This is a genomic window from Agreia sp. Leaf335, assembly GCF_001423605.1.
In the GTDB taxonomy this organism is placed as follows: domain Bacteria; phylum Actinomycetota; class Actinomycetes; order Actinomycetales; family Microbacteriaceae; genus Agreia.
In genome coordinates this window covers 833,327-846,784 of the sequence record NZ_LMOQ01000003.1, presented here as the reverse complement: position 1 = coordinate 846,784, position 13,458 = coordinate 833,327, and the positions used below count along the sequence as shown (strand labels likewise).

At 67.9% G+C, this 13,458-nt stretch carries 13 protein-coding genes; 5 read left to right on the top strand and 8 right to left on the bottom strand.

Annotated elements, in window-relative coordinates; translation table 11 throughout:
* The first annotated feature begins 24 nt into the window (after positions 1-24).
* The 5 genes from ASF79_RS14325 (at position 25) to ASF79_RS14305 (ending at position 5,037) form a co-directional block, all read left to right on the top strand.
* A complete protein-coding gene (locus ASF79_RS14325; RefSeq protein WP_055855917.1) occupies positions 25-801 on the top strand; it encodes a helix-turn-helix domain-containing protein in 777 nt (258 codons plus the stop codon).
* Positions 802-1,071: 270 nt separating this feature from the next.
* Positions 1,072-2,094, top strand: coding sequence for an iron-siderophore ABC transporter substrate-binding protein (locus ASF79_RS14320; protein ID WP_055855908.1), 1,023 nt, complete (start codon positions 1,072-1,074; stop codon positions 2,092-2,094).
* Entirely contained in the window at positions 2,091-3,134 is a 1,044-nt protein-coding gene (locus ASF79_RS14315; RefSeq protein WP_055855905.1) for a FecCD family ABC transporter permease, read from the top strand. Before ASF79_RS14320 ends, ASF79_RS14315 begins: the two co-directional genes overlap by 4 nt.
* 8 nt (positions 3,135-3,142) lie before the next feature.
* On the top strand, positions 3,143-4,225 hold the full coding sequence (locus ASF79_RS14310) for a FecCD family ABC transporter permease (protein ID WP_055856194.1): 1,083 nt from the start codon (positions 3,143-3,145) through the stop codon (positions 4,223-4,225).
* A complete protein-coding gene (locus ASF79_RS14305; RefSeq protein ID WP_055855902.1) occupies positions 4,222-5,037 on the top strand; it encodes an ABC transporter ATP-binding protein in 816 nt (271 codons plus the stop codon). The genes ASF79_RS14310 and ASF79_RS14305 overlap by 4 nt, the downstream gene beginning before the upstream one ends.
* 83 nt (positions 5,038-5,120) lie before the next feature.
* On the opposite strand, the gene ASF79_RS14300 is transcribed toward ASF79_RS14305, so the two are convergent.
* From ASF79_RS14300 to phnC, 8 genes are all read right to left on the bottom strand, one after another.
* Positions 5,121-5,411 carry a DUF4190 domain-containing protein gene (locus ASF79_RS14300; RefSeq protein WP_162234548.1) on the bottom strand — a complete coding sequence of 97 codons (291 nt, stop codon included), beginning with the start codon at positions 5,409-5,411 and terminating at the stop codon, positions 5,121-5,123.
* 65 nt (positions 5,412-5,476) lie between these two features.
* The gene (locus ASF79_RS14295; protein ID WP_055855899.1) at positions 5,477-6,541 is read right to left on the bottom strand and encodes an acyltransferase family protein; all 1,065 of its coding nucleotides are present in this window, start codon (positions 6,539-6,541) and stop codon (positions 5,477-5,479) included.
* 7 nt (positions 6,542-6,548) lie between these two features.
* Positions 6,549-7,835 (bottom strand): glycosyltransferase, encoded by a 1,287-nt coding sequence (locus ASF79_RS14290; protein WP_055855889.1) that lies wholly within the window; start codon positions 7,833-7,835, stop codon positions 6,549-6,551.
* Entirely contained in the window at positions 7,832-10,069 is a 2,238-nt protein-coding gene (locus ASF79_RS14285) for a glycoside hydrolase domain-containing protein (protein WP_156366270.1), read from the bottom strand. Before ASF79_RS14285 ends, ASF79_RS14290 begins: the two co-directional genes overlap by 4 nt.
* Positions 10,070-10,204: 135 nt before the next feature.
* Complete coding sequence (locus tag ASF79_RS14280; RefSeq protein WP_055777679.1) at positions 10,205-11,071, bottom strand: MurR/RpiR family transcriptional regulator; 867 nt, start codon at positions 11,069-11,071, stop codon at positions 10,205-10,207.
* Positions 11,055-11,864, bottom strand: a complete 810-nt coding sequence (gene phnE, locus ASF79_RS14275; protein WP_055855887.1) for a phosphonate ABC transporter, permease protein PhnE — start codon at positions 11,862-11,864, stop codon at positions 11,055-11,057. Before phnE (ASF79_RS14275) ends, ASF79_RS14280 begins: the two co-directional genes overlap by 17 nt.
* Positions 11,861-12,706, bottom strand: a complete 846-nt coding sequence (gene phnE, locus ASF79_RS14270; protein ID WP_055855884.1) for a phosphonate ABC transporter, permease protein PhnE — start codon at positions 12,704-12,706, stop codon at positions 11,861-11,863. Before phnE (ASF79_RS14270) ends, phnE (ASF79_RS14275) begins: the two co-directional genes overlap by 4 nt.
* Positions 12,703-13,458: a phosphonate ABC transporter ATP-binding protein gene (phnC, locus tag ASF79_RS14265; protein ID WP_055856188.1), complete on the bottom strand. Its 756-nt coding sequence runs from the start codon at positions 13,456-13,458 to the stop codon at positions 12,703-12,705. The genes phnE (ASF79_RS14270) and phnC overlap by 4 nt, the downstream gene beginning before the upstream one ends.

Below are 13,458 nucleotides of genomic sequence, written 5' to 3'. Positions count from 1 at the left end.
CTTGCGTTCACCTACGCTGAAGGCGTGACCCGACCCGAGAGCCGCCGACTGCCTCTCTACGAGGCCGGCGAGATCGAGGTGCCCTTCGTCATCGCGGGTCATAGCGAGTTGATCGATCGCGACACGCACTGGGAAGAGCATTCGCATCCCACCCACGAGCTCCTGTGGAACGAGGTGGGAACGTCGAGGGCGATGATCGGATCGCGCATCTACACGATCACCCCGTCGATCGGTCTGTGGATCCCGGCCGGTATCGCGCATTCGGGCTGGTCGCCTGGCGGTACCCGTCAGCGCGCAGCGCACTTCGGCATTCGGCGCGTGCCGTCGATCTCACCCGATCCTGTGGCGGTCGACATCTCATCCCTGCTCCGGCTGCTCCTCGACCGCGTCGACAGCACGGAGCTCGATGATCGCTCCCGAGAAACGGCTGAGGCCATGGTGATCGATGTGCTCCAGCCGGCAGCACACGAACTCCTCCTGCGCATCCCCGAATCCGCGATGCTGCAGCCGGTCGTCGACGCGGTGCGCACCGACCCGGCAGATGCGACGACCCTGGTGGAGTGGTCGACCCGGCTCGGCGTGAGCACCCGAACCATCACCCGCCAGTTCACGTCGGAGACCGGAATGGGGTTCACACGGTGGAGTGTCGCCGCGCGGGCGCAGCATGCGATCGTCCTCCTGGGCGAGGGCCGCGAGATCGACGACGTCGCTGCGGCGGTGGGCTATCGATCGGCCAGCTCCTTCGGAACGGCATTTCGCCGGGTCACGGGCATGACCCCCGGTCGTTTCCGTTCGCAGTAGCCGCGAGCCGGAGTCGAGACGGATGTCCGTTTCGCGCTATTCACTGTCTCAAACACTGGATTGCGTCATCGCCGTTGGGCGGCTAACTTTGGTTAGGCAATCCTAAATACGCCGCACCCCTGCCGCGGACGGGTCGCACTCCATCACACGCTCGACTGTCGCCGGTCGCGCCGGCCACCGCCCGCGCTCGGCACATCCGGTGCGCCCGCGATCGGGTGCCCCGTGACGACGTCGACAGAGCACGCACCGCACCACAACCGAAAGGCATCCATGCCCCGCGCGTCCCGACTCCTCGCTCTCTCCGCCGCAGGCCTGCTCGCCGTGGGACTCGCGGCGTGCTCTTCCACGCCCTCCGCCGACACATCGGCGGCCGACGGATTCTCGCCGATCACCATCAAGCACGCCCTGGGCACCACGACGATCGATACCAAGCCCGAACGCGTCGCCACGGTCAACTGGGCCAACCACGAAGTACCTCTCGCTCTCGGCGTCGTTCCCGTCGGCATGGCCGCAGCGAACTTCGGCGACGACAACGGCGACGGCATCCTGCCCTGGGTCGAGGAGAAGCTCACCGAGCTCGACGCCGAGACGCCCGTGCTTTTCGATGAGACAGACGGAATCGACTTCGAGGCCGTCGCGGACACCCAGCCCGATGTCATCCTCGCCGCGTATTCCGGTCTGACCCAAGAGGACTACGACACCCTGAGTGAGATCGCACCCGTCGTCGCGTACCCCGAGACGGCGTGGGGAACGTCATGGCGCGACATGATCGAGCTCAACAGCGAGGCCATGGGCATGGCCGAGGAGGGCAAGGCCCTGGTCGCCGAGCTCGAGACCGAGATCAGCGACGCCGCCGCGAAGTACCCGCAGCTCGAGGGCGTGTCGGCTGCCTTCCTGACCCACGTCGATACCTCCGACCTGAGCGAGGTCAGCTTCTACACGACACACGACACCAGGGCGATGTTCTTCGACGACCTCGGACTGGCCACGCCGGAGAGCATCGGTTCGGCCTCCGCCACGACCGACAAGTTCTCGTTGACCCAGAGCGCCGAGCAGGCCGACGCGTTCAATGACGTCGACATCATCGTCACCTATGGAGGAGACGAGATGCTCACGGCTCTCAGCGGAGACCCGCTGCTGTCGCAGATGCCCGCGGTCGCGAACGGCGCCATCGTGAATCTGCCCGGCACCAGCCCGCTGGGCACGGCCGCGAACCCCACCCCGCTCTCGATCTCGTGGGTGCTCGACGACTACCTGCAGCTGCTGGCGGCAGCGGCCGACAAGGCCGAGTGACCGCGACAGTCGCACCCCGCGTCTCGGGCGTCGTTCTCATACGGCGCTCGAGGCGCATTCGCGCGCTCGGACTCCTCGGCGCGCTCGTCGTTCTCGCGGCCGTGATGGTGGCGTCGGTCATGATCGGCTCGCGCGATGTCGGGCTCGGGGATGTCGTCGCCGCGTTCGGCGGATCGGCCGACGGCTTCGAACAGGCCGCTGTCGTCAAGCGCATTCCCCGCACTCTGCTCGCGGTGCTCGCCGGGGCTGCTCTGGGTGTCTCGGGAGCGGTCATGCAGGGTGTGACACGCAATCCGCTGGCCGACCCCGGCATCCTGGGCGTGAACATGGGTGCGTCGCTCGCGGTGGTCGCGGGGTTGGCCTTCTTCGGCCTCGCGTCGCCCAGCCTGCAGATCTGGGTCGCTATAGCCGGCGCCGCGGTGACGGCCGTCTTCGTCTACACGGTCGGCTCGCTCGGTCGTGGCGGCGCCACTCCGTTGAAGCTCGCACTGGCCGGTGCTGCGACGTCGGCCGCTCTCGTCTCGTTCATCAGCGCCGTCGTTCTCGGCCGCAACGACATCGCGGGAACCGTGCGCTCGTGGCAGATCGGCGGAGTCGGCGGTTCGACGTTCGCGAGCATCGAACAGGTCCTCCCGTTCCTCGCGATCGGGTTCGTCGTGTGCCTCCTCTCGGCCCGCGGCCTCAATTCGCTGGCGCTGGGCGACGATCTCGCGGCCGGCCTCGGAGAGCGCGTCGCCGTGGCTCGCGGATCGGCTGCACTCGGCGCCGTCGTGCTGTGCGGAGCCGCCACCGCGGTGACCGGGCCCATCGCCTTCGTCGGCCTCGTCGTGCCGCACGCGTGCCGCCTCATCGTCGGCGTCGATCATCGCTGGCTGATTCCCTTCTCTGCTCTCGCGGGTGCGATCCTATTGACCATCGCCGATGTTCTCGGCCGCATCGCCTCGCGGCCGGGAGAGGTCGATGTCGGCATCGTGACCGCACTCATCGGAGCCCCGTTCTTCATCGCCATCGTGCGCCGACAGAAGATCCGCGCACTGTGAGCGCCGACATGAAGCAGGCACGGCCCGCGCGAACGGCGTCGACGCCGCCGCCCACCCAGCCGAGCCCGACGACGCAGACCGTGCTGCGCGGTCGCGTCGCCCGAGTCGCGCGCCGGCGCACCGTCGTTGTCGTGCTGGCGGCGCTCATCGTGATCATGTTCGGCGTCACGCTCGTGGTCGGTCAGACGATCTACTCCCCCGGCGAGGTCTTCCGCGTGATCCTCGGCGAGAACGTTCCTGGAGCCACCTTCACCGTCGGCCGGCTCCGGCTGCCCCGCGCTTCGCTCGCGCTGCTTGCCGGGCTCTGCTTCGGCCTCGGCGGCGTCACGTTCCAGACGATGCTGCGCAACCCGCTCGCGAGCCCCGACATCATCGGCATCAGCTCCGGCGCCAGCGCCGCAGCCGCGTTCGCCATCGTGACGCTGGGACTCGGCGGAACCCAGGTATCCATCTTCGCGATCGTCGTCGGGCTGGCCGTGGCTCTGCTGATCTACACACTGTCGTTCAAGAGTGGCGTCGCCGGCACCCGCCTTATTCTGATCGGCATCGGCATCGCCGCGATGCTCGACAGCGTCACGGCGTACATCCTGTCTCAGGCCGCCGACTGGGATCTGCAGGCCGCCCAGCGTTGGCTCACGGGCAGCCTGAACGGCGCCGGATGGGCACAGGTCGTTCCCGTTCTCGTCGCGGTCGTGGCGCTCAGCCCCGTGCTTCTCGGGCAGTCGCGCAATCTCGCCGTGACCCAACTCGGCGACGACGCCGCCTCTGCCCTGGGCGTGCGCGTCGATCGCACCCGACTCATCGTCATCGTCACCGCCGTGCTGCTGATCGCGTTCGCCACCGCGGCCGCCGGCCCTATCGCCTTCGTAGCGTTCCTCTCGGGCCCTATCGCGGCGCGCATCGTCGGGCCCGGGGCCTCGCTCCTCGTGCCCGCCGCACTCGTGGGTGCCCTTCTCGTACTCGTGGCCGACTTCATCGGACAGTTCGCCCTGGGCACCCGTCTGCCCGTCGGCGTGGTCACCGGAGTGCTCGGCGCCCCGTACCTCATCTACTTGATCGTTCGAAGCAACCGCTCGGGAGGCTCGCTGTGACGACAGCCCATTCGCTCACCATCGACACGCTCACGCTGGGCTATGGCGATCGCGCCGTGATCGAGAACCTCGACCTGCTCATACCGCCGGGCCAGGTCACGGCCATCGTGGGAGCGAACGCGTGCGGAAAGTCGACTCTCCTGCGATCGATGTCGCGCCTTCTCTCGCCCCGCACCGGTCACGTGCTCCTCGACGGACACGACGTGCAGCGCATTCCAGCCAAGCAGCTCGCGCGCACTCTGGGCCTGCTTCCGCAGTCGCCCATCGCGCCGGAGGGCATCACGGTATCCGACCTGGTCGGCCGGGGACGCCACCCCCACCAGGGCATGTTCTCGCGCTGGAGCCACGCCGACGACATCGCCGTCGCCGACGCGCTCGACGCCACCGACACGGCAGCGCTGTCTGACCGACCGGTCGACGAGCTCTCGGGCGGTCAACGCCAGCGGGTGTGGATCGCGATGGCGCTCGCGCAGCAGACGGATCTGCTGCTGCTCGACGAGCCCACCACCTTCCTCGATGTGACCCATCAGGTCGAGGTGCTCGATCTGCTGACCGATCTCAACCGCACGCGGGGCACCACGATCGTGATGGTGCTGCACGACCTCAACCTGGCGGCACGCTATGCCGACCACCTGATCGCCCTGGCGAACGGCGGTGTGCACGCGTCGGGGCCACCTGGCGACGTGCTGACCGAAGATACGGTGCGTGTGGTCTTCGGGCTCGACAGCCGGGTGATCATCGATCCCACTTCGGGACAGCCCCTGATGCTGCCGATCGGACGTCATCACATGAGGCACTCGTCGCCGGCCTGACCGCTGCCGAACCATGAAACACAGAACGGGCCGCGCTCCCACCGATAGTCGGCGGAGCGCGGCCCGTTCGTGATGCCGGTGCGTCAGCTCTGCATCATCGAGGTTGCGACGATGGCCCCGAGGATCATAGACACGATGTTCGCCGCGATTCCCACGAAGCTCAGGATGATGCCGACGAGGGCCAGGGTGCGTGCCTGCGGCTCGCGCTTGCGCGACATGAAGCCGAGGATCACACCGGCGATGGCCAGCAGGATCCACAGGATCGGCAGGAACAGGCTGAAGACGATGCTTACGGCGCCGAAGACGAGCGACAGAATCGCCATGGTCTTCTTGCTCGAGGCGGTCGGTGCGGGGCTGTACGAGGGTGTGGTCATCAGGCTGCTCTCCATAAGTAAAGGGACATGTTCCTCACAGGGAACGCGCACACATTACCGTGAGTTCACCGCCCGAGAACACCCCTCGCCGCTCCGTGCAGAATTCGGGTTCTCCACGCCTCGGGCAGCGCGAAGAGAACCCGCGCCGGTCCCCGCACGATCAAGCGATGGATGCCGAGGGCCGCCAGCACGATCAGTGCGGTTCCGAGCACGGGAGCGAGATACCGCACGGGAGCGAATTCGAGTGACCACTCGACCGGAGGAAGCAGGAAGAGCGTCCAGATGAGGGGAAGCTGCAGCACGAAGATCGGCAGGGTGCGCCGGCCGACAGCGGAGGCGACCCTGTCGAACGGCCGCCAGCGCACCAGCAGCGAGATCAGCACGATCGACACCGCCACGGCGGCCCCGTCGCGCAGCAGCCGCAGCCCCGTCTCGAGTACAGTCCCCTCGACGCTCTGCTGCCACATCAGTTCGAAAGCGACGAACGAGGCCACGCCGAGCGCGAGCGCGAACGCGCTGCGCACGCCCGCGAGATGCGTCAACACCGACGAGCCGTAGACGCCCACGGCGAAGAACACCGCGTAGTACACGACGTGCAGCCAGAGCGCCTCGTCGCGCGTCACAGGCAGAGCACCGGATGCGATGGCCAGCACCGCGAGCACACCCAGTATCGCGGCGGGCGGCACCCGGTTCAGACTGCTGAGAACCACGACGTAGGCGGCGAGCGCGAAGATGAACCAGAGCATCGAGTCGGGAACGAAGAGCTGCTCAAGGTAGTGCAGCGGCGTCATGACCCGAAACGGCACGCCCGGGTCGATGACCACGATCGAGAGCACCGCGTACACCGTGAGCCAGACGACGTAGAGCCACGACAGCGAGACGGCTCGAAGCACGGTTCGACGGTCGCTCCATCCCGCACGCACCCGGCGCGACGCCACAAACCCCGACACCGCGAAGAGCAGCGGCAGCCTGAACGCCCCGAAGAACTCCGTCAGCTGCGTCCAGACCGCGACCCCGTTGCTCGGCGGCACGAGGGGCTCGTAGACGAAGATGCGCACGTGCAGCAGAACGACCAGCAGCACGCAGATGCCGCGCGCGGCATCCACCCACGCGAGCCGGGTCGCGCTCACCGCACGCCTATCGAACGACAACCGCCCGACGCTCGACCGGCTCGAACATGCGGTCGAACACCACCCGACGGTCGAACTGCAGGGCGTACTCGCGGGCGCGTGCGGCCCATTCGTTGCGCTCATCGGCTGTGGTCTCGACGATGGCGCGCACGAGAGCGCGGGCGATCGCATCCGGGTCTTCGACGGGAACGACGATCGCGTGATCGCCGATCGCCTCGCCGATGCCGCCCGTGAGCGTCGTGATGATCGGGCCGCCTCCGGCGAGCATCTTCTCCGCGAGGGCGATGCCGAAGGTCTCCACGAATTCGGGCCGAGGCTTGCTGGGCAGAACGAACGCGGCGCATCCCTTCATCAGATACGGCTTCTCGGCGTCGCCCACGTCGTCGAGAAAGCGGATGCGCGACGCGACCCCGGATGCCGCCGCGGCGGCGCGGAACGCGTCGGCCTGCGGTCCGCGGCCGGCGATCACGAGGGTCTTGTCGCGGTGCACGCCGCTGCGCTCGAAGCCCTCGATGAGTTCTTCGACGCCCTTGGCGTGGGTGAGGCGAGAGAGGAACAGCACGTAGTCGTCGCGCTCGAGCCCGCGCGCCGCCAGCACCTCGCCCAGCACCCCGTCGTCGAGATCGACGTAGGCATCGGCGTCGATCGCCGGGTACGACACCGTGATCTTGGCGCGGCACTGCTCGGCGAAGCGCGTTCCGTGCTGTTCGTCGACCCGTTCGGCCTCGCTGATGATGAGCTGGCGGGTGTAGTCAGAGACGGCGACGCAGTAGTCCTGGCTGAGATAGCTCGTGAGAATGTGGGCGGCGGCGCCGAGACGACCTTCCTCCACGGCGGTGCGCACGACGTTGGTCACGTCGGAGCCGACGGCCTCGGCGATCGTGGTCACGTTCACGGGCAGTCCGGTACCGAGAGCAGCTCGAACCGCGTCGGCGGCGGCGATGGTGTGCGGGCTCAGGTAGAGCGAGAGGCACACCGTCGGCACTCCATCGGTGAAGAGTTCGACCAGGCGACCCGTGATGCCGGCGAGGTGGCGCCCGTCCGGCACCTTGTAGTCGCCGACCGGGGCTGGTCGCTCGACGATGATGCCGTCGCTGTACGGCAGTACCGAGTCGAGAGGTTTGAGCGGAAGCCCGGCACGCTCGAGCACGTCGATGGGCCAGGTCACGATGCGCACCTCGTCGAAGCCGCGCTCGAGCGCGGTCTCGGCCAGGTTGCGCGCCTCGACCGAGTGGCCGCAGATCACCGGATCTGCTCGCACGATGATCACAAGACGGTTCTCGATGGTGGTCATGGCTGTGCTCCCGGGTGTGTGGGGGTGAGGGGTTCACGAACCGGGCCGGAACGCGAGGGGGGAAGATTCGTGGTGGCCCAGGCGCTGGGCTCGGGGCCGAGTTCGACGAGCATCTCGCCTCCGCGGTGCAGCTCCGCTCCGCCGATCCAGCTGCGCTCCAGCGGCTCGCCGTTCAGCAGCATCGACTGCACGTACTGCACGGGGCCGCCGTGCACGGGCTCGACGTAGTTCTTGGTGCGCACCCTGAAACTCTCGTCGCCGACAGCGATGGTCGCAGACGAGAACAGAGGAGCACTCACGAGAAAGATGTTCTGGCCGGCGACGGGAAACAGGCCGAGCGACGCCCACACGTTCCACGAGCTGAGCCCGCCCGAGTCGTCGTTTCCCGGCAGCCCGCCGCGGCCGGATCCGAACTGCTGCAGCAGAACGTTGTGCACGACCTCGGCCGTTCGATCGGGGCGGCCAGCGTAGTGATACGCCCAGGGCGCCTCCATGTCGGGCTCGTTGTTGAGCCCCTCGAAGCGGCCCAGCGCGTAGCCGGCCAGCATCTCCGCCACGGCCGGCCTGTTGCCGGGCTGCGTCACGGCGGGGGCTCCAAAGCCGAAGAACTCGTCGAGCTGCGCCACGAACGCGTCGGCGCCACCGCTCAGCTCGATGCGCGAGGCCATGTCGTGCAGCAGCCGGAACGAGTAGTTGTAGCGGGTGCCCTCGTAGTAGGTGGAGTCCTTCAACAGCCCGCTCTCCGGATCGAAGGCGTTGACCCAGCGTTCCGCGAGCGCCTCGAATTGCAGAGCGAGCGCGGTGTCTCCCACCCGCCGAGCCACCTTCGCCGTGGCCCAGTAGCCGAAGGCCAGGTCGAGGGTGTGACTGATCGGATGCGTCTCGCCGTGCAGCAGGAATTCCTCGCCGTAGGTGCGGCGCAGGTCGTCCGACATGTGCACCAGTGCCCATTCCCAGTCGATGCCGGGCAGTCCTAGCTGGCACAGATCGGCCAGGAAGGTGTGCGCTAGAGCGCTGCCCTGGCGCGAGAAGCGGTCGCTCCCTCGGGCCATGCGGTAGCCGATCGGAAAGTTACCCTCCTCCTCGCAGATGGTGAGGAGCGCGTTGGCGAGCTCGACGGCACGCTCCGGCAGCAGAGCTGTGAGCAGTGGCAGCTGGGTGCGATAGATGTCCCACATCGTGCTGATGTCGAAGGCGAACGGTCCGTCGCTCGGCCAGAACGGGCTCTCCGAGGGAGCCAGGCAGGGCTTGATCAGCGAGTGATACAGCGCGGTCGAGAAGACGGTCTGCCGCTCGGTCGAGGTCGTCTTCACGCTCACCGACTTCAGCTGCTTGCGCCAGTGCCGTTTGGTCTTCTCGCGGCGGTGATCGAAGCGACCCGGCCCGTCGCCGCAGTCTTCGCGCAGGTTGCGCCGGGCCTGCTCGACACCGCGCAGTGAGAAACCGATGCGCAGTTCGATGGTCTCTCCCGCCCGACTCGGCCCCGCCCACATGAGCCCGAACGGGCGCAGGGTCGTGGGCCTGATGTGGTCGAAGTCGAGCCTCTTGCCACCCGGCATCAGACGGCGGTCGTAGAACAGCATCTGCCGCCACTGCGGGGTGTCGCACTCGATGTACACGGCGATCGGCGTGCCCTCGACCACGATCTCGCCCTGCGCGACTCCGGGCTCCAGCGTCTCGAGGTGAGCACGCAGCGGAATGGTCGCGCCGTAGGGAATCGACAGCCCGCCCAGCGAGAAGTCGATCACCACGCGTGCCCTCGGGTCTTCGGGGAACGTGTACCGGTGAACGGCGCTCTTCGGCCCCACGGTCAGTTCTGCTCGCACGCCGGAGTCCAGCGTGGCGCAGTAGAAGCCGGGCTCTGCGGTCTCGTCCGTGAGATCCCAATGCCGACCCAACGCATCCAGCGGCTCGACCATCGGCGTGACGCGAAAGTAGTTGTAGTACTTGCGAATCGCGCCGGTGCCCGATTGCTGAAAGTGGGTGAAACCGGATGCCGTGGGCCGGTCGTGCAGGGTCGAGGGCACGCCCTCGAGGCTCAGATCGAAGCGGCCGTAGCCGGTCGGATAGGCGCCGGAATAGGCGCAGGCCGAGACCATGCCGAGCGGGTAGGTGGCTCCCGGATGCGTGTTGCCGATCTGCGGCTTGGGCCACCACCAGCTCGCGGCGAGCCCGGTCTGCGCGGGGAGGTTCGTGGGCTCCGACCCGAGGAACGGGTCGACGTGGCCGATCACGCGAGGGCCCGTCGTCGATTCATGATGTGACGCTAAGAGCCGGCGGCATCCACGACATGAACAAGCCCGAGCGCCGAGGTGAACGGCCCACCAACGGTGGCCTGCAGCGGCGCCCTCATCGGGCGCGCTGCTCGGTCAGTCGCTGAGGTTGTCGCTGAGGATCGACAGCACGGTCGACCGCGACTGCCTCGCCACGTCGCCGAGCCTCGCGGCCACCACCTCGACGAGCGACTCCAGCAGCACCACGTGCGGGATGCGCGAGGTGTGCTCGAGTTCATGCCGGAACGATCCGCTGGCCGGAGCCACCACGAGAGCGGCGTCGGCGAGTGTCACCAGCGGCGATCTCGCGAACGAGGTGACCACCACGAGTCGGGCGCCCGCCGCCCGCACGGCGCGGGCCGAACGCAGGCTGGACTCGTTCGCGCCGCTTCCGCTGATCACGATGCACGTGTCGGCGGGGCTCAGTTGACGCGCGGCGATCTGCTGCCCGATGGGGTCGGCGACGAACTCCGTGGGTCGGCCCACGGCGGTGAGCCGCATGGCCAGGTCGAGAGCGAGCGGCGACGACAGGCCGTTGGCGATGGCGAGAAGACGTGAGGCGCCGACGATGAGCTCGAGCGACTTCTCGACCGACTCGTCGGTGAGCACGCTGGCGATCTGCGGCAGGGAGGCGGCGAGCGCATCGATGTCGGCGCGGATGCTGCCGAGGGCTCCCGAGCCGTAGTCGCGCTCGCGCTCGCGGCCCTCGCCCTGAGCGAGTTCGCGGGTCAGCGCCACACGCAGCTGCGGATACCCGCGGTAGCCGAGGCTCTGGCAGGTGCGGATGACCGTCGACCTGGCGACTCCGGCGCGGTCGGCCAGGTCTTGCGCCGTGGTCTCGACGATGCCCTCGAGATCGGCGAGGATCAGCTCGACCACACGGCGTTCGCTGGGCAGCAGCGAGTTGATCACCGTGGCGATACGCGTCGTGGGGGTGACGTCTTCGCTACCGCTCCAGGTCATGTACGGGTGCTCCCTCGGTTATCCGTCGGCGGATGGCCCCCGAGATCGCGTCGAGGGCGATCGTCACGATCACGACGACGATCAGCAGCATTCCGACAACGCCCCACTGCCGATACTGAGTGTAGGAGGTGAGCATGTCTCCGATGCCACCCACACCGATCAGACCGAGCACGGCAGACGCGCGCACGTTGATCTCGAAGCGGTAGAGCCAGAACGACAGGAACTCGGGGCTGGCCGACGGCCAGACTCCCCAGCGCAGCACCTGCGACGTCGAGCCACCGGCGGCGCGCACGGCTTCGATCGGGCCGCGGGGAACTCCGTCGATCGACTCGAAGCCCCACTTGCCGAGCGTTCCGATGCCCCCGACCGCGAGCGCGAGCGCACCCGTCAGAGGCGTGAGACCGGTGACAGACAGAATGATGATGGCGATGATGATTTCGGGCACCGCCCTGATCACGGCGAAGACTCCGCGCAGCGCGGCCTGCACGGGCGGCGGGCCGAACCCCTTCGCGGCAAGAAAGCTCAGCGGCGTCGCCACGATGATGCCGAACACCGTTCCCACCCATGCCATCTCGACCGAGCGCCAGGTCTGGTAGAGCGCCTCGCCGAGCTTCGACCAGTCGGGGGCCGAGAACATGAGCCAGAGGTAACGAACGATCTCGGAGGGCAGATTGCCGAGCCTGGCCCAGTTGATGTCGACAGACCAGAAGGCGACGACCACGATGACGCAGACGATGGATGCGACGACCCGGCCGCGCGTGCGGGAGGGGCGGGGTGGGGCGATGACACTCATACGAGCCTCTTCCGGATGGCGCTGGAGACGAGCTCGAGCAGGATGACGACGACGAGGACCTCGAGGATGATGACCGACAGCTGGTCGTAGCGGAAGTAGGTGCGCACGGCGTCGATGAGCAAGCCGATGCCGCCGGCGCCCACGAGACCGAGAACGGTGCCGGAGCGAACGTTGAGTTCGAGAACGTAGAGCACCTGGTTCACGAAGCTGGGCCACACGTCGGGCAGGGCGACGGCGCGGTTGATCTGCGCCTGGGTGCCACCGGCGGCGCGACCCGCCTCGAGCGGGCCGGCGTCGTTCGACTCGATGGCCTCGGAGACGAGCTTCACGATGATGCCCACATTGAACAGCACGAGCGCCAGGATGCCGGGCAACGCGCCGACGCCGACCATGGCGACGAGGATCGCGGCGTAGAGCAGCTCTGGCACGGCACGCACGATGTTGAGGATCACGCGTACGATGCCGCGCCCGACCCAGTTGGGATTGGTCAGGCGGGCTGCCCAGAGGCTGAGCGGAAGCGCTATGAGAGTGCTCACCGCGGTGGCGATGACCGCCATCTCGAGCGTCTCGAGCATGGGCGGGATGGTGCGGGGAAAGAACGACCAGTCGGGCTGCAGAAGCTGAACGATCTTGGCGGCGCCGTTCTGCCAGTTGCGCGCGATGGCGTCGAGCGAGAACGCGATCCCGAGCTGCGGGCTCAGCGTGACGGCGGTGATCAGGGCTATCACACCGAACGCGAGCCACGGCTTCCATCGGCCAGCGGGCCGCGGCGGCGGGGTGGCGGCAGACGACGCCGCCCTCGCCGTCGCGGCCGGGGCGGGCACGGATGCGGGTGCAGTCATCGGTCGAGCACGTCCTCGGCCCGAATAGAGCGGCCGTAGATTTCTTCGAAGACGGCGTCGCTCGCGTCGTCGACAGAGCCGTCGTAGACGACCTCGCCGGCGCGCAGGCCGATGAGGCGGGTGCCGTACTCACGTGCAAGGTCGACGAGGTGCAGATTGGTCAGCACCGTGATGCCGAGCTCGGTGTTGATGCGACGCAGGTCACGCATCACGGCGTGCGCGGTGGGCGGGTCGAGGCTGGCCACGGGTTCGTCGGCGAGCACCAGGTGCGGCTCCTGCGACAGGGCCCGCGCGATCGCGACCCGCTGTTGCTGGCCGCCCGAGAGCGACGAGGCGCGATCCCATGCCTTGGCCAGAATGCCGACCCGCTCGAGCGCGTCGAACGCGATCTGCTTGTCGGCGGTCGTGTGCACGCCGAGCAGCGTGCGCCACGTCGGAGTGTGCGCGAGACGACCGACGAGCACGTTGTTCAGAACGCTCGTGCGACCGGCCAGGTTGAACCCCTGGAATATCATGCCGATCTCGCCGCGCAGGCGACGCAGCTCGCGACCCTTCGCCTCGCCGAGATTGTGCCCGCCCACGGTCAGCTGACCCGACGTGATGGGAACGAGCCCGTTGATCGTGCGGATGAGACTGGACTTGCCGGAGCCGGACAGGCCGACGACCGAGACCATCTCGCCCGGCTCGATGTCCATCGAGATGCTCTTGAGCGCGACGACGCCGTTGGGGTAGCGCACGCTGACATCGCGCAT